The 20,139-nt window shown below is 71.7% G+C and carries 23 protein-coding genes; 13 read left to right on the top strand and 10 right to left on the bottom strand.

Features of this window, described 5'->3' with window-relative positions:
* The first annotated feature begins 4 nt into the window (after positions 1-4).
* The 3 genes from ACWEVP_RS08025 (at position 5) to ACWEVP_RS08015 (ending at position 1,966) form a co-directional block, all read left to right on the top strand.
* Positions 5-601, top strand: coding sequence for a 5-oxoprolinase subunit B family protein (locus ACWEVP_RS08025; RefSeq protein WP_452061858.1), 597 nt, complete (start codon positions 5-7; stop codon positions 599-601).
* On the top strand, positions 598-1,443 hold the full coding sequence (locus ACWEVP_RS08020; RefSeq protein ID WP_452061857.1) for a 5-oxoprolinase subunit C family protein: 846 nt from the start codon (positions 598-600) through the stop codon (positions 1,441-1,443). The genes ACWEVP_RS08025 and ACWEVP_RS08020 overlap by 4 nt, the downstream gene beginning before the upstream one ends.
* A 97-nt stretch (positions 1,444-1,540) precedes the next feature.
* Positions 1,541-1,966: a hypothetical protein gene (locus tag ACWEVP_RS08015; RefSeq protein ID WP_452061856.1), complete on the top strand. Its 426-nt coding sequence runs from the start codon at positions 1,541-1,543 to the stop codon at positions 1,964-1,966.
* Here the strand turns inward: ACWEVP_RS08015 and ACWEVP_RS08010 are convergent.
* Complete coding sequence (locus ACWEVP_RS08010) at positions 1,945-2,793, bottom strand: aminodeoxychorismate lyase (protein ID WP_452061855.1); 849 nt, start codon at positions 2,791-2,793, stop codon at positions 1,945-1,947. The genes ACWEVP_RS08015 and ACWEVP_RS08010 overlap by 22 nt on opposite strands.
* Before the next feature lie 31 nt (positions 2,794-2,824).
* Between ACWEVP_RS08010 and ygfZ the strand changes: the two genes are divergently transcribed.
* Genes ygfZ through ACWEVP_RS07995 form a run of 3 tightly spaced genes read left to right on the top strand, consistent with a single transcriptional unit; the run spans position 2,825 to position 5,497 of the window.
* The gene (gene ygfZ, locus ACWEVP_RS08005; RefSeq protein ID WP_452061854.1) at positions 2,825-3,955 is read left to right on the top strand and encodes a CAF17-like 4Fe-4S cluster assembly/insertion protein YgfZ; all 1,131 of its coding nucleotides are present in this window, start codon (positions 2,825-2,827) and stop codon (positions 3,953-3,955) included.
* A gap of 49 nt (positions 3,956-4,004) precedes the next feature.
* Positions 4,005-4,568: an RsiG family protein gene (locus ACWEVP_RS08000; protein WP_364447699.1), complete on the top strand. Its 564-nt coding sequence runs from the start codon at positions 4,005-4,007 to the stop codon at positions 4,566-4,568.
* On the top strand, positions 4,565-5,497 hold the full coding sequence (locus tag ACWEVP_RS07995) for an asparaginase (RefSeq protein ID WP_452061853.1): 933 nt from the start codon (positions 4,565-4,567) through the stop codon (positions 5,495-5,497). The genes ACWEVP_RS08000 and ACWEVP_RS07995 overlap by 4 nt, the downstream gene beginning before the upstream one ends.
* Before the next feature lie 41 nt (positions 5,498-5,538).
* Here the strand turns inward: ACWEVP_RS07995 and ACWEVP_RS07990 are convergent, their stop codons facing one another.
* Positions 5,539-6,435, bottom strand: a complete 897-nt coding sequence (locus ACWEVP_RS07990; protein WP_452061852.1) for a hypothetical protein — start codon at positions 6,433-6,435, stop codon at positions 5,539-5,541.
* Between the two features lie 207 nt (positions 6,436-6,642).
* Here ACWEVP_RS07990 and ACWEVP_RS07985 point away from each other — a divergent pair, with 207 nt between their 5' ends.
* From ACWEVP_RS07985 to ACWEVP_RS07975, 3 genes are all read left to right on the top strand, one after another.
* A complete protein-coding gene (locus tag ACWEVP_RS07985) occupies positions 6,643-6,834 on the top strand; it encodes a DUF3073 domain-containing protein (RefSeq protein ID WP_452061851.1) in 192 nt (63 codons plus the stop codon).
* A gap of 106 nt (positions 6,835-6,940) precedes the next feature.
* The gene (locus ACWEVP_RS07980) at positions 6,941-7,795 is read left to right on the top strand and encodes a 3-hydroxybutyryl-CoA dehydrogenase (RefSeq protein WP_452061850.1); all 855 of its coding nucleotides are present in this window, start codon (positions 6,941-6,943) and stop codon (positions 7,793-7,795) included.
* A gap of 146 nt (positions 7,796-7,941) precedes the next feature.
* Positions 7,942-8,973, top strand: coding sequence for a hypothetical protein (locus tag ACWEVP_RS07975; RefSeq protein WP_452061849.1), 1,032 nt, complete (start codon positions 7,942-7,944; stop codon positions 8,971-8,973).
* Here the strand turns inward: ACWEVP_RS07975 and ACWEVP_RS07970 are convergent.
* Positions 8,932-9,504 carry a hypothetical protein gene (locus tag ACWEVP_RS07970; RefSeq protein WP_452061848.1) on the bottom strand — a complete coding sequence of 191 codons (573 nt, stop codon included), beginning with the start codon at positions 9,502-9,504 and terminating at the stop codon, positions 8,932-8,934. The genes ACWEVP_RS07975 and ACWEVP_RS07970 overlap by 42 nt on opposite strands.
* 91 nt (positions 9,505-9,595) lie before the next feature.
* Between ACWEVP_RS07970 and ACWEVP_RS07965 the strand changes: the two genes are divergently transcribed.
* The gene (locus ACWEVP_RS07965; protein WP_452061847.1) at positions 9,596-9,955 is read left to right on the top strand and encodes a helix-turn-helix transcriptional regulator; all 360 of its coding nucleotides are present in this window, start codon (positions 9,596-9,598) and stop codon (positions 9,953-9,955) included.
* Here the strand turns inward: ACWEVP_RS07965 and ACWEVP_RS07960 are convergent.
* The 4 genes from ACWEVP_RS07960 to ACWEVP_RS07945 all read right to left on the bottom strand — a co-directional run bounded on the left by ACWEVP_RS07960 (position 9,939) and on the right by ACWEVP_RS07945 (position 14,189).
* Positions 9,939-10,781: an ECF transporter S component gene (locus ACWEVP_RS07960; protein WP_452061846.1), complete on the bottom strand. Its 843-nt coding sequence runs from the start codon at positions 10,779-10,781 to the stop codon at positions 9,939-9,941. The two genes, ACWEVP_RS07965 and ACWEVP_RS07960, sit on opposite strands and share 17 nt — an antisense overlap.
* 120 nt (positions 10,782-10,901) lie before the next feature.
* On the bottom strand, positions 10,902-12,512 hold the full coding sequence (locus ACWEVP_RS07955) for an ABC transporter ATP-binding protein (RefSeq protein ID WP_452061845.1): 1,611 nt from the start codon (positions 12,510-12,512) through the stop codon (positions 10,902-10,904).
* A complete protein-coding gene (locus ACWEVP_RS07950; protein ID WP_452061844.1) occupies positions 12,509-13,570 on the bottom strand; it encodes a CbiQ family ECF transporter T component in 1,062 nt (353 codons plus the stop codon). The genes ACWEVP_RS07955 and ACWEVP_RS07950 overlap by 4 nt, the downstream gene beginning before the upstream one ends.
* Positions 13,560-14,189, bottom strand: a complete 630-nt coding sequence (locus tag ACWEVP_RS07945) for a hypothetical protein (RefSeq protein ID WP_452061843.1) — start codon at positions 14,187-14,189, stop codon at positions 13,560-13,562. The genes ACWEVP_RS07950 and ACWEVP_RS07945 overlap by 11 nt, the downstream gene beginning before the upstream one ends.
* A 66-nt stretch (positions 14,190-14,255) precedes the next feature.
* Between ACWEVP_RS07945 and ACWEVP_RS07940 the strand changes: the two genes are divergently transcribed.
* The 3 genes from ACWEVP_RS07940 (at position 14,256) to ACWEVP_RS07930 (ending at position 16,980) form a co-directional block, all read left to right on the top strand.
* Positions 14,256-15,161, top strand: a complete 906-nt coding sequence (locus ACWEVP_RS07940) for a Gfo/Idh/MocA family protein (protein WP_452061842.1) — start codon at positions 14,256-14,258, stop codon at positions 15,159-15,161.
* A gap of 239 nt (positions 15,162-15,400) precedes the next feature.
* Entirely contained in the window at positions 15,401-16,051 is a 651-nt protein-coding gene (locus ACWEVP_RS07935; protein ID WP_452061841.1) for a VanZ family protein, read from the top strand.
* 176 nt (positions 16,052-16,227) lie between these two features.
* On the top strand, positions 16,228-16,980 hold the full coding sequence (locus ACWEVP_RS07930) for a GNAT family N-acetyltransferase (RefSeq protein ID WP_452061840.1): 753 nt from the start codon (positions 16,228-16,230) through the stop codon (positions 16,978-16,980).
* Here ACWEVP_RS07930 and arfB read toward each other — a convergent pair.
* From arfB to purF, 3 genes are read right to left on the bottom strand one after another with little or no spacing between them, the layout of a single operon-like run.
* Positions 16,977-17,408, bottom strand: coding sequence for an alternative ribosome rescue aminoacyl-tRNA hydrolase ArfB (gene arfB, locus ACWEVP_RS07925; protein ID WP_452061839.1), 432 nt, complete (start codon positions 17,406-17,408; stop codon positions 16,977-16,979). The two genes, ACWEVP_RS07930 and arfB, sit on opposite strands and share 4 nt — an antisense overlap.
* Positions 17,409-17,411: 3 nt before the next feature.
* Positions 17,412-18,482 carry a phosphoribosylformylglycinamidine cyclo-ligase gene (gene purM / locus ACWEVP_RS07920; RefSeq protein WP_452061838.1) on the bottom strand — a complete coding sequence of 357 codons (1,071 nt, stop codon included), beginning with the start codon at positions 18,480-18,482 and terminating at the stop codon, positions 17,412-17,414.
* A gap of 28 nt (positions 18,483-18,510) precedes the next feature.
* Positions 18,511-20,037: an amidophosphoribosyltransferase gene (gene purF / locus ACWEVP_RS07915; protein ID WP_452061837.1), complete on the bottom strand. Its 1,527-nt coding sequence runs from the start codon at positions 20,035-20,037 to the stop codon at positions 18,511-18,513.
* Between the last annotated feature and the right edge of the window lie 102 nt (positions 20,038-20,139).

The following is a 20,139-nucleotide window of genomic DNA, read 5'->3' as shown; positions in this document are numbered from 1 at the left end:
CGCCGTGCGCTGGCGGCCGTGTGGCGCGGACGCCGCCCTGCTGGACTGCGACTCCCTCGAGCAGATGCGGGCGGCGCACGCGACCGTCCTCGCCGCCCGCCCCGCCGGAGTCGCCGAGCTCGTGCCCGGCGCCCGGAGCCTGCTCGTCGTCGGCGGGGTCGCCGCCGTGAAAGCCCTGCTCGACGACGCCGACCTGACGCACCCGCCCACCGGCGAACCGCGTGAGGTGACCCTCGACATCCGCTACGACGGCGAAGACCTTTCCCTGGTCGCTTCGGACGCCGGGATCTCCGCGGACGCCGTCGTCGAGCTGCACACCGGAGCCGTCTACACCGTCGCGTTCACCGGCTTCGCGCCCGGCTTCGGCTACCTGACCGGGCTTCCACCGCAGCTGCGGCAGCCGCGTTTGGAGTCGCCGCGCACCCGTGTCCCGGCCGGGTCGGTGGGTCTGGCGGGTGAGTTCACCGGTGTCTACCCGCGCGAGTCGCCGGGTGGCTGGCGGCTGCTCGGGCACACGTCGGCCACGCTGTTCGACCCGCGCGCCGACCCGCCGGCGCTGTTCGCGCCGGGTGACCGCGTCCGCTTCCGGAGCGTCCGGTGAGGTCTCTCGAAGTGCTCGACCCCGGACGGTACGCGCTGGTCGAGGACCTGGGCCGGCCCGGCTACGCGCACCTCGGGGTCGCGCCGTCCGGCGCGCTGGACACGGCGTCGCTGCGGCTGGCGAACCGGCTGGCCGGCAACCCGCCGGCGGCCGCGGGCATCGAAGCGCTGCTCGGCGGCGTCGAGGTGCGGCTCACGGCGTCGGCGACAGTCGCGGTGACCGGCCCGGCGGTCGACGTCCGGGTCGACGGCCGCCCCTACGGCTCCCACGTGCCGGTGCCCGTGCGCGCCGGCCAGACGCTGACCGTCGGCACGCCGCCGACCGGTCTGCGCTGCTACCTGGCGGTGTCCGGCGGGATCGCCGTCGAGGAGGTGCTGGGCAGCCGGTCCCGTGACGTGCTGTCCGGCATCGGCCCGGAACCGCTGAAGCGCGGCGACGTGCTCCCGCTCGGCGAGCCCGGGATCCCGGCGGGCGCGGACGTCGTGGTCCCGGCGACGGCGCCGGCCGAGCTGGTGGTGCCGGTGACGCTCGGCCCGCGCGACGACTGGCTCGCCGACCCGGCCCGCGGCCTCTCGGCGTGGTGGACCGTCACGGCGGAGTCCAACCGCGTCGGCCTGCGCCTCGACGGGACGCCGTTGCGCCGCGCGATCGAGGGCGAACTGCCCAGCGAAGGCGTCGTCACGGGCGCGGTCCAGGTGCCGCCGAGCGGGCTGCCGGTGGTCTTCCTCGCCGACCACCCGACGACCGGCGGCTATCCCGTCGCGGCCGTCGTGCGGCCCGCCGCGCTGAGCGCGCTCGCCCAGGCCCGGCCGGGCACCCGGGTGCGGTTCCGGGTGTCTTGAAGTCCGGTACCGCTACGCGAGTGAGACCGGGATCACCCCGTGCACCCTTCCGCGTGAGTGCTGGAACCATGTCGCGCCGTCACCCGTCCTGATAGGCGTGGAACAGGTGACGATCAGCGGTGGCACGGGTTTCCTCGACGTGAACACGCGGACGCGGGCGGAGCTGCCCCAGTCGCTGCGGATCGCGCTGGCCACCGGTCAGCTGCGCCGCCCGCTCGCCACCACGCTCGGCCCGGTCCTCGACCTGCTCGTCGACGGCGACTACCGCGTGAGCGGCCCCGAACGGCTGCCCGAAGATCAGCTGCTCACCCCGACCGACGCCTGGCCGCCGTCCGACGAGGCCCGCGTCGGCTACTACCGGACCGCGATCCGCACCGGCCACCGCCCGGTCGCGGTCGTGCTCGCCGACGGCGACCGCGAGCTGATCATCGACGGCCACCACAAGATCGCCGCCTACCGCGCCGAAGAGGTCGCCCCCGCCGTCGTCCGGATCCGGCTCGGTCAGGCGTACTCGGCCTCGTAGGCCGCCACGAGCTCGGCGTAGACCGCCGACGAGTCCGGCAGCCGTTCGCCGTCGAGGGTGTGCACGCGGGTCAGCTTGCGCACGCTGGAGGCCATGAAGACGCCGTCGCCCTCGACGAGGTCGCGCACGGTCAGCGGCTCCACCTTGATCGCCCAGCCCGCCTTCTCCGCGCCGCGGAACAGCGCGGCCTGGGTCGTGCCCGGCAGGATGCCGATGCTCGACGGCGGTGTGTAGAGCGTCCGCCCCTTGGCGAGCACCACGGTCGAGGTCGGGCCTTCGAAGATCGAACCGTCGGCGGCGGTGAAAATCACATCGTCGGCACCGCGGCGGCCCGCCTCGCGCACGGCCGCCATGTTCATCGCGTAAGACAACGGCTTCGCGCCGAGCAGGAGCCAGGGCGCGCGCTCGGCGAGGTCCGGCGGGAAGCCGCGTTCGAGGGTGATCGCGGCGACACCTTCTTCGCGCGCCTTCAAGATCGACGCCGGGACCTCGGACCCCAGGGCGAACCCGGTCGGGACGGCGGCCGGGTCGCCGTCGGAACCCCTGGTGTACACCAGTTTCAGCGTCATTTCGCGGCCACCGGACCACCGCTCGAGCACCTGCGCGACGACGCGTTCCCACGCGGCGAGGTCGGGCTCGGGCAGGTCGAGCATCGCCGCCGAACGGGCCAGCCGCTCGAGGTGCGGACGCAGTTCACGGGGCTTGCCGTCGACCACCAGGATCGTCTCGAAGACACCGTCGCCGCGCAGCAGGCCGAGGTCGTCGACCTTGATCTGGGCGGCTTCGGGGTCGGCCGGGGTTCCGTCGAGGAGGACGAGCACGCGCATGGGCACACGGTACTCACCTAGGCTTGGGGGTATGCCGTACCGCTCGCCGCTGCTGGACGTGCCCGGATCGATCCCCGCCCCTGACGACCACCCCGAAGCCGGCGTCCCCTGGCACTGGGGAGACCCCTTCGCGGAGCAGCGCACGGCCTCGCGCAGCGCGGTCGTGATCGACCGGTCGCACCGCGAGTTCCTCGCGGTCAGCGGCGAAGAGCGGTTGTCCTGGCTGCACCTGGTGATCTCGCAGCACGTGACCGAACTCGCCGAAGGCTCCGGCACCGAGGCGCTGGTGCTGGACAGCCAGGGCCGCGTCGAAACGCACATGGTGGTCGCCCACCTCGACGGCACCGTCCACCTCGACACCGACCCCGGCACGAGCGTCACCAGCGCGCTGCCCAAGGGCGGCCCGCAGACGCTGCGCGAGTACCTCGAGGCGATGAAGTTCTGGTCCAAGGTGGACATCCGCGACGCGACCGGCGAACTCGCGCTGCTCACCGTGCTCGGCCCCGACGCCGAGCGCGTGCTGAGCGCGGTCGGCGCCGAGATCGGCCCGGAGCCGTACGCGGTCGCGGCGCTTCCGGGTGGCGGGTTCGCGCGGCGGATGCCGTGGCCCGGCCGGTGGAGCGTCGACCTGGCGGTGCCGCGCGGCTCGCTCGTCGAGTGGTGGCAGCGGCTCACCGACGCGGGCGCCCGCGCGGCCGGCAGCTGGGTGTTCGACGCCCTGCGCGTCGAGTCGCTGCGGCCGCGGCTGGGTGTGGACACCGACGAGCGCACGATTCCGCACGAGGTGGGCTGGGTCGGCTCGGCCGCGCACGTCGCGAAGGGCTGCTACCGCGGTCAGGAGACGGTGTCGAAGGTCCACAACGTGGGACGCCCGCCGCGCAACCTCCTCCTGCTGCACCTCGACGGCTCGCCCGAGGTCACGCCGGAGACCGGCGACCCGGTGCTGCTCGACGGCCGGACCGTCGGCCGGATCGGCACGGTGATCCAGCACCACGAGCTCGGGCCGATCGCGTTGGCGCTGGTCAAGCGGTCTACCCCGGTAGGCGCCGAGCTGCTGACCGGCTCGGAGGACAACCTCGTCCAGGCCGCGATCGACCCCGATTCCGTCCCGTCGGAGCAGCCGGCGCCCGGCCGTGCGGCGGCGGCGCAACTCCGTGGCTGAACGAAAGCCCCTGACAGCGAGATCACGCTCAACCGGGATAAACTGCGCTGTGATCGAAGTGCGGCCCGGCGGCAGGCGGCGGATCGACCGCGTGCTCGGCCCGGGATACCTCAGCGGCCTGGGTGAACTGCCGCTGAAGGTGCTGCGCGAGCGGCGCGACGAAGCCGCGCAGGAAGAGACGGACCTGTCCTACCTGCGCCGTCTACTCCACGCGCGGATCGACATCGTGCGCGCCGAGCAGGCCCGCCGCAGCTCCGGCGGCGAGTCGAGCATCGTCGACCAGCTGGCCACGATCCTCGCCGACAACGCGCTGGGCCCGGCCGCGGGCTCCGGCCGCCACCAGCAGCTGGAGCCGTCGCGCGCCGGCGAGCACCGGCGGCACGCCGAAGCCCTGATCGGCGACACCGACCTGACCGACGTCGAGTCACTGACGGACGAGAAGCTCGCCTCCGCTTTGGACACCTACGCCAGTGAAGAGCTGTCGGTTTCGTCCTTCCGGCGCGAGGTCCAGGGCGTGATGGACGCGCTCAACGCGGAGATCGCGAAGCGCTACCAGCAGGGTTCGGCCACTGTGGACGAGCTGCTGGAGAGCGAAGGCGGGCACGGCGAGTGACGAACCCCGTCCTCGCGGAAGTCGTCCGGTCCGGGTTCGTGGAAAGCGTTCACCGCGGCGCGCTCGTGATCACCGGCCCCGACGGCGAAGCCCGCGTGGCCCTCGGTGACGTGACTTCGCCGGTCTACCCGCGCTCGTCGAACAAGCCGTTGCAGGCCGCCGGCATGCTGCGTTCCGGATTGGACTTCACCGGCGAAGAGCTGGCGCTGGCCTGCGCCTCCCACTCCGGCGAGCCGGGGCACGTCAAGCGGGTCCTCGAGCTGCTCGGCGCGGCCGGGCTGCGCGAAGACGACCTCGCGTGCCCGCCCGACTTCCCGCTGCACGTCCCGAGCATGCGCGACGCCGCCGAGCCGCGGCGCGTGATGATGAACTGCTCGGGCAAGCACACGGCGATGCTCACGACCTGCGTCCGCGCCGGCTGGCCGACGTCCGGGTACGAGTCCCCGGACCACCCGCTGCAGCAGGCGCTCGCGGCCACGGTGGCGGAGCTGACGGGCGAGCCGATCGCCCACACGGGTGTCGACGGCTGCGGAGCGCCGCTCTTCGCGTTCTCCCTCACGGGGCTGGCCCGCGCGTTCGGCCGGGTGGCGTCCGCTCCCACGGGTCCGCTGTCCCAGGTCGCTTCGGCCATGCGTGCGCACCCGTGGCTGGTGGCCGGGACGGGTCGCGAGGACACCGAGCTGATGTCCGCCGTGGACGGTCTGGTGGCCAAGGGCGGCGCGGAGGGCGTCCACGCGTTCGCCCTCCCGGACGGGTTCGCGGTGGCGATGAAGATCGACGACGGCAACAAGCGGGCGTGCGCGCCCCTGGCGGTCGAGGCGCTGCGGTACCTGGGTGTGGACGTCTCGGGGCTCGAGGAGCTGGCCCGCGGCTCGGTGCTCGGCGGCGGGCAGCCGGTCGGCGAGGTGCGGGTGCCCGAACTGCGCTGAGCAGCCCCCGTTTTCCACGCTACCGGCAGGGGCCGACAGTTCTAGTTGGAGCGTTCCTTGGCCGCCAGGTCGCCCCAGAACTCGCGCAGGTCGGAGAACAGCTCGGCCAGCTCCTCGACGTTGCCCGAGCGCAGCGCGTCCAGGATGTCGTGGACCTCGTCGGCGGTGTTGTCGGACTCCAGGACCGGGTCGGCGAACAGCTGCACCAGCCCGCCGTAGTCGAGCTCGACCACCGAGTCCGCGTGGAAGTTGTCCAGCCACCGCCGCGTCTCGAACAGCACGCGCCCGGGTCCGGAGTCCCCGAAGGTCTGCTCCAGCAGCTCGCCCGCCTCGCGCGCCCGGTGCTGGGCGTCGGCGAGGGTGGTCCGCCAGGACAGTTCGCGCTTCGGGTCGTCGCGGCCGCTGCCGAGCACCAGGCGGCGCTCGTCCGGGTCGACCAGCACGAACCACGGCAGCGGCACGGTCCACGTCGTCGAGAGCGTGTGCGCCGCCGACGTGCTCAGGTCCGCCATCGCCGACTTCGTCCGCGCGCGGATCGTTTCCTGGGTGAAGCCACCTTCGTCGAGGACGACGTTCTTCAGCGCCGGGTGCGCGTCCCCGAGGAACGTCACCAGCGCGGCGGCCGAGCGCGCCCGCAGCTCCAGCGGGCAGACGAACGGCCCCTGCCCGGCCCGGCCCTCCGGCACGTCCTCGGGCGCGAGCACCAGGACGTCGGTCAGCAGGCTCGGTGCGGGCCGTCCGTCGGCGAGTTCCGCGGGCAGCAGCCGCCGCGGCGCGGCGACCTGTGACTTGAGCCACATGGCTTGCTCGCGCGCTCCCGCGTCCGTCCGGCGCAGCTTGGCCGCGGCGACGGCCGCACGCAGCCGTTCGTCCGGCGGCTCGCCCAGGGCGAGCAGGGGTTCGTACACCCGCAAGTAGGCCGCGAAGGGACGGAGCACGAGTAGATCGTGGCACGCCTACCAGCGCCGATCGCCACCGACCGGCCGGTAACCGGTGTCCGGCGGACACTGTCACCACCGGCACACCGTGCCACGTCGCATCCAACCCCCCGGACACGGTACGGTGTGAGCAGGAAAGAATTGTCGAGACGATGCGGGGCCGCCGATTCCCCCGGCCGCCCCGCCCCTGTGCGAGGGGGTCGAGCCATGGGGCGCGGCCGGGCTAAGGCCAAGCAGACGAAGGTGGCGCGCGAGCTCAAGTACAGCTCGCACGAGACCGACTTCGATGCTTTGCAGCGCGAGCTGTCGAGTAACTCCTCGGAGAATCATCACCACGAGGAGTCCGACAGCCAGTATCAAGACCCGTACGACGACGGGTACGACGAGTACCGTCGTTGAGCACGCGTAACCGCGCGAGGGCGTAGCCGGGACACATCCGGCGACCGCCCTCGCGCGCTGCGTGCTGCCCAAGAACGGGTCTGCGAAGCGATGAAGGAGTGAGCCGGTGGTAAGTCGGGTTGGAGTCGTCGGGGCGGGCCTCATGGGGTCCGGCATCGCCGAGGTGCACGCCCGGTCCGGGTTGGACGTCGTGGTCACCGAGGTGAACCAGCCGGCGCTCGACGCGGGCAAGGCCCGCATCGAGAAGTCGCTGCAGCGCGGCGTCAAGAACGGCAAGCTCTCCCCGGAAGACGCCGACGCGGCACTGGGCAGGCTCCGCTTCACGACCGACATCGCCGAGTTCGCCGACCGCGAACTGGTCATCGAGGCGATCCTCGAGCAGGAGCAGGCGAAGGTCGACGTCTTCCGCCAGCTCGACAAGATCGTCGAGGCCGACGACGCGCTGTTCGCGTCCAACACGTCCTCGATCCCGATCATGAAGCTCGGCATGGCGACAAGCCGGCCGCAGCAGGTGGTCGGCATCCACTTCTTCAACCCGGTGCCGGTGCTGCCGCTGGTGGAGCTGGTCCCCTCGCTGCTGACGAGCGAGGAGACGGCCCGCCGCGCGGAGGACCACGCGACGACGGCGCTGGGCAAGACGGTCATCCGCTCCCAGGACCGCGCCGGGTTCATCGTGAACTCGCTGCTGGTGCCGTACCTGCTCTCGGCGATCCGCATGATCGAGTCGGGCTTCGCGTCGGCGGAGGACATCGACCGCGGCATGGAGCTCGGCACGGCGCACCCGATGGGCCCGCTGCGGCTGTCGGACCTGATCGGCCTGGACACGATCAAGGCCATCGCGGACTCGATGTACGCGGAGTTCAAGGAGCCGCTGTACTCGTCGCCGCCGCTGCTGCTGCGCATGGTGGACGCGGGCCTGCTGGGCAAGAAGACCGGCCGGGGCTTCTACTCCTACAGCTGACTCTGGTCGAAGCTGACGGGCGCCTCGAAGGCGGCCCGTTCCCGACCCCAAAGCGTCAAGTCGACATTTCTCGGCGTGTCGGCCTTGGTCCCGCCTGCCAGTCACCTACCGTTGTATCGGGTTGACTGGCGGTCAGGGAGGGTCCGATGGTGGCAGCACGGACGAAGACGCTTGGTCCGGGCATTCTGGTGGATGTCCTGCTTGCGCAGGTACAAGCGTCGGAGGCCTACCAGCTCGCCCCCTTGGCCGAGGTGCCTGGAAGCGGTCTGGTCGTGACCGGCGATCGCGACGCGCGGACGATTGTGCACCACTTGTGCCACACCGGGTTCAAGCAGCAGATTTTGCCGGACCGCCAACGCTACAAGGGCAAGAACAGGCTTAGTGCGGCCCACCCCTTCGACCCGGACTGGATCGCCTGGCAACGCCGGCTCGGCTTGCCGATCATCCTCCCGGACGCCGGTTACGTCGCGCCCGGAGACCTTCAAGGCCTCAAATCCGTCCTGCAGCGGTCATCGATGATTCCCGGGGCCGTGGCGCTCTTGGCGCTCGCCAACTGGTGGCTGTATGACGAGGGCCTGAAGCTGCTGCTGGCGGCACTCGACGAGACACCGATGCCGATCGCGATCGTCATCGAGCACAGAAGCGATCCTCTCGGCGTACGACGCGTTTTGGACGGTTTGCTCACCGTGATCCGTACCGGGCTCCAGGTGATCCCGATGCGCTGCGACCTCAGTGCACTCGGCCTGCTCGCCCACGGAGCGCTCGCGGCCGCGTTCGGCAGTGTCTCCGCGCTGAGGCACCTCTACCCCCAAATCAGCAGCGGTGGCCGGGGTGGAGGCCCCAGGCGCGAATCGGCCCTCTGGCCAGCCGGGCTGGCATTCCACAACGTTGACTTGCTTCACGACGCCGTCGCCGCAAGCCCGAGCAGCTCAAGGTGGAAGTGTGGCTGCACCATCTGCCGCGGTGCACGACTAGACCGCCTCGCCGCGACCAGTTGCTTCGAAGTGCGTCAACACAATCTCGCCTCAGCGATCGATTTGAGGAATCAGCTGGTCGCTTTACCATCCCGCCCCAGCCGGACAAGTGCATGGGCAGCGTGGTGCCGGGAAGCCGAACTGGCTCACACAGCAGCGAGTTCACTCACCCTGCCGCCGGCCCTGAGGCACTGGCAGCGCTGACGACCGCCGTTGGAGGGCAGCGAACACCACTTCGTCCAGCAAACGGTGGAACAGGCCGCGGCAAGAGCCGGGGGTAGCACCACGTTCCCCGGCCACCCTGACTTCCAGCTGTTCACCGGCGGCCAGCAGCCACACGCCTTGGAAGTTCGCCTCGACCAAGGCCTGATTGGAGATGCGTTCCGGGGGAACGATCGCGACCCTGGTCGCGTATGAAGCCCAACGCGATGCCCGCTTGACCGTGCGCACCGGGTCTCGGCCGGTAACTACGACTGCGTCGATCGCCACGGGGCGAGGCCACGCAGCCGCGTCCGGACCCTCCGTCGCCAGCTCCAACGCGACGACGTCAGTGAGAGGTTGCCGTGCTGGCTCACCACCAGCTGACGGCTCGCCCCTTGCGATCACCGTAACGGCCTGCGAACGGAAACGGACGGTCAGGACTTCGCCGGTTGAACCAAGAAGCGTGGGCAACTCGTCCAGCCCAGAACGAGCCAGCTCATCGCCGACCGCGAGTTCGCTCTTGTGTGCACCCATGACCACTTGATTATGCCCAGTGCACTGGGCATCGTTGGGTAGGCACGCGGGATTCCACGACTTGTCTCGAACGGCGTCATTGCGAGGTTTGATGTCTGGTCAAGGCCCACAACGCCCCGGGCGCCGAGCGGTGCTGAGGTCCGTACCCGCAGCGACCGGTGATGCCAAGTCAACTGTGCATGTCGGACACCATCTCAGACAGCTTCGAGAGCGGCGCGGGCTGACTCAAGAGCGCGCGGCAGTGAGCGCGAGTATCACGCGCAATACCCTGGCGAGCCTGGAGAAAGCCCGATTCCCGAATCCCAAGCTGAGCACGCTGATCTTGCTCATGCAGTGCTACGAGCTACGCTCCCTCGACGAGCTGCTCGGGCCGATGCCCGCCGCGCGGGTCGCCCACGCCTGGGAGGAATCCGGCGAGTTGACGAGCAGGCAACTCAAGACATCCGGCTAGCTCCACCTGCGGACGTGAAGTGCACAGGCGCCTCAAAGGCGGCCGTCCTGGCGGCGCGCCGGAGCACCGCCAGGACGGCCGGCCCGAGCAGCACGATCGCGACCGCGTTCGTGATCGCGCGGCCGGTGTCCCAGCCGAGCGTCGAGGTGAGGATCGTGAACGCCGCGAACCGGCGCAGGTTGTCCGGCAGCGGCGCGCCGGGCACGAACGCGAGCTGGGTGCTGGTGCCGGCGAGGAACGGCCACGACCACAGGCTCATCAGCAGCCCGAAGAAGTAGGCCGCGAAAACGCCGTACACGACGAGCATGGCGACCTCGGCCTTCCCGCGCGGTTTCCGCGGCAGCAGCCCGGCCCCGAGCCCGATGAGCGACGACGCGAGCATCTGGAACGGCAGCCACGGCCCGACACCGGCGGTGAGCAACGCGCTCGTGAACAGCGACGTCGAGCCCAGCACGAACCCGAAGCCGGGCCCGAACACGCGCCCGGCGAGGACGAGCAGGAAGAAGACCAGCTCGATCCCGCCGGTGCCGGCACCGAGTGGACGTAGGCCGGCGTTCACGGCCGAAAGCACGCCGAGCAGGGCGAGGGCCTTGGCGTCGATGCCACCGCGGGAAAGTTCGGCGAGGACGACCAGGATCAGCACCGGCAGGGTCGCCATGAAGACGAACGGCGCATCGGCGGTGTGCGCGGCCGCGGTCGGCGCCGGGTGGGCGAAGAGCGGCCAGCAGAACATGGCCAGCCCGAGGACGGTCGCGATGGTGAGGACCAGCGCCGGTTGGAGGGTGACGCGGACCGCGCGGTCCGGCGGGCCGAGAAAGTCAGTCATGGCCGGGCCTCCGAAGACGCGCACCCGAGCAGGACGCCACCCACCGGGCCGGCGCTGGCCCCCGCCTGCCCCCGCCCCGCCCCACCCGCCCCTCCGCCTCCGCCTCCGCCTCCGCCGTCCTCATGCCAGCGCCTCGGCTACCTCGTCCACCGTCAGCCACCGCTCGGGCGCCAGGATCTTCGCCACCTGCGGTGCGAACGCCGGTGACGCGACGATGACCTCCTTCGTCGGGCCGTCCGCCACCACCTCGCCCTCGGCCATGACCACCACGCGGCTCGCCACCGTGGCCACGAACTCGACGTCGTGGGTGGCCAGCACTACCGCGTGGCCCTGCGAGGCCAGCTCTCGCAGGGTCGCCGCGAAGCGCCGTTTCGCGTGGTAGTCGAGGCCGCGCGTCGGCTCGTCCAAGAGCACGACCGGCGGGGCCGCCGCCAGCTGGACCGCCAGCACCAGTGCCAGTCGCTGCCCTTCGGACAGGTCGCCGGGGTGCGCTTCACCGGCGATCCCGGGGGCGAGCCGGTCCAGCAGGGCCCTGGCCGTGCCCGCCGGCACCTCGGACTCCGTGTCGGCCTGTGCGCACTCGGCGTCGACCGAATCGAGGTACAGCAGGTCGGCCGGGGTCTGCGGGACCAGCCCCACGCACTGACGGGCCGCTCGTGGCTTGAGCGATGCCGGGTCTGCTCCGCCGACGTCGACCTTCCCCGCCGACCTCGGCCCGCTGCCCTGCACCGCCCAGAGAAGCGACGACTTGCCGGAGCCGTTGCGTCCCATCAGCGCGACTACTTCCCCCTGCCCGACGCGCAGGTCCACCCCACGCACCGCGAGGACATCCCCGTATCGGACCACCACCTCTCTCACGTCCAGTGCCGAACCGGTCACCGAGAGGGTACGACCCACCACCGACAATTTCGGAGAACGCCGCTCCAGCCGCGACCGCAACGGCCCCGCGACCCGCCGCGCGTCCCGGACCGACAACGGCAGCGGTGACCAGCCCGCGAGCCGCCCCAGCTCGGCGATCGGCGGGGCGATCGACGACGTCGCCAGGATCTCGGCGGGCGGGCCCGACCGCACCGAACCGTCACCCGGCAGGTACAGCAAGCGGTCCGCGTACTGGGCCACCCGCTCCATCCGGTGCTCCGCGACGACCACCGTGGTCCCGAGGTCGTGCACCAGCCGCGTGATCGCCGCCAGCACGTCCTCGGCCGCCGTCGGGTCGAGCGCCGACGTCGGCTCGTCGAGCACCACGACCGACGGGTGCGCCGTCAGCACCGAGCCGATCGCGACGCGCTGCTGCTGCCCGCCCGACAACGTCCGAAGTGGACGGTTGCGCAGCTCCGCGATCCCCAGCAGGTCGAGGGTTTCCTCCACGCGCTTGCGCATGACGTCCGGCGCCACCGCCAGCTGCTCCATCGCGTACGCCAGTTCCTCCTCGACGGTGTCGGTGACGAACCCGGCGAGCGGGTCCTGTCCGACCACCCCGACGACCGAAGCCAGCTCACGCGGCGGATGGGCAGCGGTGTCCAGCCCGCCGACCAGCACGCGACCGGCCAAGGTGCCGCCCGTGAAGTGCGGGACGAGCCCGTTGACCGCGCCGAGGAACGTCGACTTGCCGGCCCCGGTCGGCCCCGCGACCAGGCACAGCTCACCCTCTTCGACCCGCAAGGACACGTCCGAGAGCACCGGACGGGCAGCGTCCGGGTAGGTCACCGTGACCCGCGAGAACTCGATCACCGGACCACCGCCGGCGGAGGCGGCGCCACGAACGCGGGCAGCACCGCGACGAGCAGGGAAACCACGTGCACCAGGGAAACCTCCGGCCACCGCAACGGGCTCAACGACGGGTACAGGTTCGCCGGATCGACCCGGGCGGAAACGAACAGCAGCGCGCACGACCCGACCCCGGCCAGCGCGACCGCCGTCTCGGGCCACCGCCACGGATCGGGCCGGTACGCCGTCCGCCGGACGCGCCGCCCGCCGGCGACGAACCCGACGACCGCCACCGCCAGGCCCGCGGCCAGCAGCGGCACCCCGGGCCACGACGACGTCCCGTCGAGCACGCCGTAGACGCCGACGCACACGCCCACCAGCCCGAGCAGGACACAAAAAGCGATCAGCACCCGCACGCCCGGGCTCAAGTACGCCCGGCGCCCGTAGCCCCGGGAGTCCATCGCGGCCGCCAGCCGCAGCGCCCGGTCCATCGCGTCCTCCAGCACCGGCACCACGATGCCCTTGACCGCCCGCAGCCCGCGAGTCCGGCCCGCCCGCAGCCGCCGCGCCCGCCGCACGCGCTGGACGCTCTCGACGAGCTGCGGCGCGACCGTCAGGGCCACCGTGACCGCCGTGCCCACCTCGTACAGCGCCCCGGGAACGGCCTTGAGCAGGCGTTTCGGGTTGGCCAGGGCGTTCGCCGCGCCGACGCAGACGACCATCGTCGCCAGCCGCAGGCCGTCGTAGAAGCCGCCGAGCAACGCCTCCGCCGACGTCGGCCCCAGCAGGGACAACCCGGCCGTCAAGGAGATCCGCGGCAGCGCGAGCAGCACGTGCCCGCCGTCTTCGCCGCCGACCAGGATCCGGAACAGCAAGCGCGACGCCACGATCAGCGCGCCGACGTACGCGTAGAGCCGGAACGCCAGCGCCCAAGGCGCGTCACCGCGCCGGTTCGCGACGACGAACCCCGCGACGGCGATGATCAGGCCGAGCAGCAGCGGGTTCGTCGTCCGGCTGGCGGCGACGGCCAGCGCGAGCGCCCAGACCCACCAGGCGCCGGGGTGCAGCGCCCTACTGCGCACGCCGGCGACGGGCCACGACGATCCCGGCGCCGGCGACCACCACGATCACGACGGCCCCGATGACCAGGCCCCACGGGAACGAACTGCCCTGTTCGACGGGCGCCGGAGCGGGCGCGTCCGGCTGCCACGCCGCCGCGACGCGGGGCGGGGGCGGCTGTTCGTTCACCGACTGCGTCCGCGCGAACGACCAGCCCTCGAAGCCGTTCGGCACCGGCTTGGCCGTCTTCGCGCCCTCGGAGCTGGACTGCCAGGCCCCGCCGGCCCATGCGTGCCAGTAGCTCCAGTAAGCCGTCGCCGACGGCATCCCCGTGCACGACTCGACGTCCGGCCCCGGCAAGCCGTTGATGCGACAGGCGATGGCCAGGCCGTACTTCTGTGAACCTGCGACGTCGAACCCAGCCCCCTGCAGGGCGGCGAGGCCGGTCGCGGGCGCGCCCGGGGCGCAGCGGACCAAAGGCTGCGGGCCCAGGTCGCCGAAGTCGACGACCACCGTCACACCGCCGCCCTCGGGGCAGGACCCCGCGGTGCCCGTCGCCGAGGCGGGCGCGGCGCCCGCGAAGGAGGCGCCCAGCAGGAGGGCGCAAACGGCGGACAAGCGGGCGAAACGTGCGGCGATCATGCAAGAACCTTAACCAGCGGCGGACGCGGTTCCGGCGCGACGAGCACCACACCTAGACTGCGGGCCGTGGGACAGCTCATCGCGGACGGACAGCTGCGCGTCGGCCTGATCGGCGCCGGCCCGTGGGCGACGACGATCCACGCGCCCGGACTGGCGGATCACCCCGGCACGGCGCTGACCGCGGTCTGGGCCCGGCGGCCGGAGGCGGCGCAAGCGCTTGCGGATACGCACTGCGCGGCCACCGCCGGCAGCGTCGAGGAGCTGTTCGAGCAGGTCGACGCGGTCGCGTTCGCCGTTCCGCCGTCGGTCCAGGCCGAGCTGGGCGTGCGCGCCGCCGAAGCCGGGAAGCACCTGATCCTGGAGAAGCCGATCGCCGCCGACCTGGCCGGGGCCCAGCGGCTGGCCGACGCCGTCGCGGCCGCGGACGTCGCCGCGCTCGTCGTGCTGACCCTGCGGTACTCGGCGCAGACCCAGGACTGGCTCGCCGGCCTCGCCCAGGCGGGCGGCTGGGCGGGCGGTGGCGCGCGCTGGCTGTCCGGCGCCCTGCTCGGCGGCCAGTACGCCGCATCGGAGTGGCGCCAGGACGACGGCGGCGCGCTGTTCGACATCGGCCCGCACGCGCTCGACATGCTGGACGCGGCGCTCGGCCCGATCACCGAGGTCGTCGCCGCCCGGCGGAGCCCCGGCGACCTCTGGCACCTGATGCTCGCTCACGAAGGCGACGTGATCAGCACCGCGACGCTCTCGCTGCGGCTGCCGGTGCAGCCGACCGTCGTCGAAGTCGCCGTCTGGGGTGAGCACGGGTACCGGACGCTCGGCCGCAAACCGGGCTCGGCGCAGGAGTCCTACACCGCGCTGCTGGACGACTTCGCCGCGATGATCGCGAGCGGCACCACCACCCACCCGTGCGACGTCCGGCGCGGCCTGCACCTGCAGACCCTGCTCGAACAGGCCCGCGCGCTCGCCGAGTAGTACACAGGCCCGGCACACGGCTTTTCGTTGTGAAGTAAGGCTTCCTCACAAAGTCCCCGAATCCATCCACAGGGTTGTCCACAATCTCCACAGTGGACAGTGCGCTTCCCGACCGAACCACGGGAAGGCAAACACCGCCACCGGAAAGATCACCGAATAGTGCGGCTCGCTCGGACTGCCGAGTCGATCTTGTGGTGCGAAGGTGAAATCGAGTGGAGGGGTTCCAAGAGAGGACGCGCATGGAAGCGCTGCTTCGCGCCTTCTGGGGGATGATTCCGATTTCGGCGATCGCGCTGCCGTACGCGCTGCTGGGGTGGCCACTGCTCGCGTCGCGGCGACGACGGAGACTCCCGGCCCGCTTCGCGACCGCGACGGCCGGCGTCGACTGCGCGGCCGCACTCCTGGCCTTTCTCGTGTTTTGCCTGGTCATCATGCCCGTCGGCGGCTCGTCCGACAGCACCCTCGACCTCGTTCCCGGCTCCGACATCACCGCCGCCTTCGCCGACGACGGGTCACTCTGGCAGGTGATCGGCAACGTCCTGCTGCTGTGTCCGCTCGGCGCGTTGCTGCCGTTGCGGGTCCGCCGCCTGCGCACACTCCTGCGGGTCGCGCTGGCCGCGTTGCTCGCGTCCGTGCTGGTGGAAGGCACGCAATATCTGATCCACTGCGGTCGGGTCACCTCGGCCGACGACGTCCTGCTCAACACCGCGGGCGCGACGCTCGGCGCCGCGCTGAGCCGTCGCGGGTGGCGCGCACTGGACCCGCCGCCGCCGGTGACCGTCCCGGCGCAGCGGCGGCGGATCTGCGAGTCGCCCACGCTCAGGATGCGCGTCCCGCGTTCGGTCTGGGACAAGCGGTACGCGGCCATCGCCCACCCGGAGCGCCAGTAATCCGGTTGCGGGCCGTGCCAGGATGACCTGGAGGACTGTCCCTTTCGAGTCAAGGAATGACCGCCTATGCCTGACGCCGGTTCCGGCGTCGGCCCCCGCTAGGCCCGACGCCCAGCGATCCGCCCGCAGGCCCACAGCCGGGCCGCGGTTCCTTGACGTGCTTTCGAAAGGTTCACATGTCCGCCATTCAGGCGTATGTCCGCAAGACGGCACCACGCGGCCGGGAGACCGAGCGGGTCGGCCCCTTCCTGGCCACCTACTCGCCGGGCACCCCGCACCCGATGCTCAACTACGCGATCCCGGACGACGGCGCCAAGCCGACGCCGGCCGAGATCGCCGCGCTGACCGAGGCCTACCGGCGACGGGGCCTGCTCCCGCGGCTGGAGTACTTCACCGATGTCGCCCCCGACCTGGAGAAGCTGCTGGTCGAGGCGGGGTACGGGCTCGAACGGCGGGTCGCGCTGATGACCTGCACGCCGGCCGGGTTCGCCGACCACCCGGCGCCGAGCGGTTACGCCATCCGCGAACCGGAGTCCGGCGAGGACTACCGGCGGATGCGCTCGGCGCAGAACCGCGCCTACGGGGAACCGGCGGACGTCACCGACGAAGAAGCCGAACGGGCGAAGAAGAGCAAAGCGACGGGGGTCACCTCGACACTCGCCGAGGACCGGGCCACCGGCGAGATCGTCGGCGGTGGAGTGGCCCTTGAAATCGTCGATGGCACCACGGAGATCGCCGGCATCGGCGTGCTCGACACCCACCGCCACCGCGGGCTCGCCACCGCGCTGACGGCGTTCCTGACCAGGGACGCGTACGCGAAGGGCGCGCACACCGCGTTCCTGACCCCGGGTGATGCCGGGATCGCGCGGCTGTACGCCCGCGTCGGCTACCGGCCGGCAGGCGAGTGCGTGCACCTCTCGCTGCGTTAGTCGTCGAAGCGGCCGGAGCGGCCTCGTTTCACGTCGCTCCGGCGCTTCTTCGACGCCAGGCGGCGCTCCTTCGAGCCGCGGGACGGTTTCGTGGGGCGCCGCTTGGCGGGCGGTGGCGCCGACGCGTCGAGCAGGAGGTTCGCCAGCCGGCCGCGCGCCGCCTCGCGGTTCTGCAGCTGCGAGCGGTGTTCGCTGGCCGCGATCGTCAGGACGCCGTCGACCAGCCGGTTCTCCAACGCGGCCAGCACGCGGTCGCGCAGGTGCTCCGGGATCGACGGCGACCCGGCGACGTCGAACGACAGCTCGACGCGCGAGTCCGTCGTGTTGACGCCCTGACCACCGGGGCCGGACGACCGCGAGAAGCGTTCGGCGAGCTCGGCTTCCGGGATGACGAACCGGGAGCCGACGACGACGTCCCCGGTGGCCACGCCTCAGAACCGCGGGTGGTCGCCCGAGAGCACCGCGCGCGGGCCGTCGACGTCGCCGGCGGGCTGGACGTCGCCCAGGATCCACGCGGGCACGTGCCGCGCGGTCAGCATGGCCAGCGCCCGGTCGACGTCCTCGGCGCCGACGATCGCGACCATGCCCACGCCCATGTTGAACGTCTTCTCCAGCTCGGCCCGCTCGACCTTGCCGCGCTGGCCGATCAGGGCGAACACCGGCGCGGGGGTCCAGGTGCCGCGCTCGAGCCGGGCGACCAGGCCGCGCGGCATGACGCGGGCCAGGTTGGCCTCCAGGCCACCACCGGTGATGTGCGCGAACGTCCGGACCTCGGTCTCGGCGGCCAGGGCCAGGCAGTCCTTCGCGTAGATGCGCGTCGGCTCCAGCATCTCCTCGCCGAGGGTGCGGCCGAACTCCTCGACGTGCCCGTCGAGCGGCATCCGCGCGATGTCCAGCAGCACGTGCCGGGCCAGCGAGTAGCCGTTCGAGTGCAGTCCGGACGAGCCGAGCGCCAGCACGACGTCACCCGGGCGGACCTTCTCCGGCGAAAGCAGCTGCGACGCCTCGACCACGCCGACCCCGGTGGCCGACATGTCGTAGTCGTGCTCGCCCATCAGCCCCGGGTGCTCGGCGGTCTCGCCGCCCAGCAGCGCGCAGCCGGCCTGGACGCAGCCTTCGGCGATGCCGCCGACCAGCGCGGCGATCTTCTCCGGGTGCACCTTGCCGACGGCGATGTAGTCCTGCAGGAACAGCGGTTCGGCGCCGGTCACGACCAGGTCGTCGACCACCATGGCGACCAGGTCGATGCCGACCGTGTCGTGCTTGTCCAGCGCCTGCGCGACCGCGATCTTGGTGCCGACGCCGTCGGTCGACGACGCGAGCACCGGTTCCTTCCACTTGTCGAGCTTCAGGGAGAAGAGCCCGGCGAAGCCGCCGACGCCACCCAGGACCTCCGGGCGCGTGGCCCGCTGGGCGTGCGGCTTGAGCAGCTCGACGGCTTGGTCGCCGGCGTCGATGCTGACCCCGGCGGCGGCGTACGTGGCGCTCGTGGACTCGCTCACGGTGGACGGACTCCCTACTGGAAGGAACTCAGGGACGCCGGACGGCGTCTTCGGCACCGTACCCGGCGGGGCTGACCGGGGTCGCCGCGCCATTGACCGAGTCGAGGCTTTCGAGCAGGTGCTTCCCGATCAGCGCGTCCTCCGGGAGCGGGATCGGGTACTCGCCGGAGAAGCACGCCGTGCACAGCCGCGACTTCGGCTGTTCCGCGGCCGCGACCAGGCCGTCCAGGGAAATGTAACCCAGGGAGTCGGCTCCGATCGAGCGCCGGATGCCGTCGAGGTCGACGCCGTTCGCGACCAGCTCGGCGCGCGAGGCGAAGTCGATGCCGTAGAAGCACGGCCAGCGCACGGGCGGCGACGCGATCCGGACGTGCACCTCGAGCGCGCCGGCCTCGCGCAGCATCCGGACGAGCGCGCGCTGGGTGTTGCCGCGGACGATCGAGTCGTCCACGACGACCAGGCGCTTGCCGCGGATGACGTCCCGCAGCGGGTTCAGCTTCAGCCGGATGCCGAGCTGGCGGATGGTCTGCGACGGCTGGATGAACGTGCGCCCGACGTAGGCGTTCTTCACCAGGCCGGTGCCGTACGGGATGCCCGAACCCTGCGCGTAGCCGATCGCCGCCGGCGTGCCGGACTCCGGCACCGGCATCACGAGGTCGGCTTCGACCGGCTGCTCGGCGGCGAGCCGGCGGCCGATCTCGACGCGGGTGGCGTGCACGCCACGGCCGGCGATCGTGGTGTCGGGTCGCGCCAGGTAGACGTACTCGAAGACGCAGCCCTTGGGGTCGGGGTTCGCGAACCGCGACGAGCGCAGGCCCGCGGCGTCGATCGCGATGAGCTCGCCCGGCTCGACCTCGCGGACGAAGGACGCGCCGACGATGTCGAGGCCCGCCGTCTCGCTGGAGACGACCCAGCCGCGCTCGAGCCGGCCGAGCACCAGCGGGTGCACGCCGTGCGGGTCACGCGCCGCGTAGAGCGTGTTCTCGTCGGAGAACACCAGGCAGAAAGCGCCCTTCAGAGTGGGCAGCAGGTCCATCGCGGCGGCTTCGATGCCCTTGTCGGCGGCGTTCGCCGCGAGCAGGCCGCAGATCAGGTCGGAGTCGCTCGACGAACCGGTCAGGCCCGCGTGCGGCTTGAGGCCGGCGGCGAGGGTGCGTTCGCGCAGCTCGGCGGTGTTGACGAGGTTGCCGTTGTGCGCGAAGGAAAGGCCGCTGCCGGTCTCGGTGGTGCGGAAGATCGGCTGGGCGTTCTCCCAGATGGTCGCGCCGGTGGTCGAGTACCGGCAGTGCCCGACGGCGATGTGCCCCTGCAGCGACTGCAGGATCTGCTCGTCGAACACCTGGCTGACCAGGCCGAGGTCCTTGAAGACCACGATCTGCGAGCCGTCGGAGACCGAAATGCCGGCGGCCTCCTGGCCCCGGTGCTGCAGAGCGTAGAGGCCGTAGTAGGTCAGCTTCGCGACTTCTTCCCCGGGAGCCCAGACGCCGAAGACGCCACACTCCTCACGGGGTTCCGGTTCGGGCTGGTCGGACACGAGCTGCGGGTCGGAAACCACCGAGGAGCTCCTGGGAAGACGTGGTCAGGCCGATTTCAGTGTAGACGGTGCGGACATGAGTCAGGCCCCGCCCGACGTGGTACTGACCACTTCGGACAGGGC

This window comes from Amycolatopsis sp. NPDC003865 (assembly GCF_053605345.1).
Note: the sequence above shows the minus strand (reverse complement) of the source record. Positions and strands in the feature narration are given on the sequence as shown.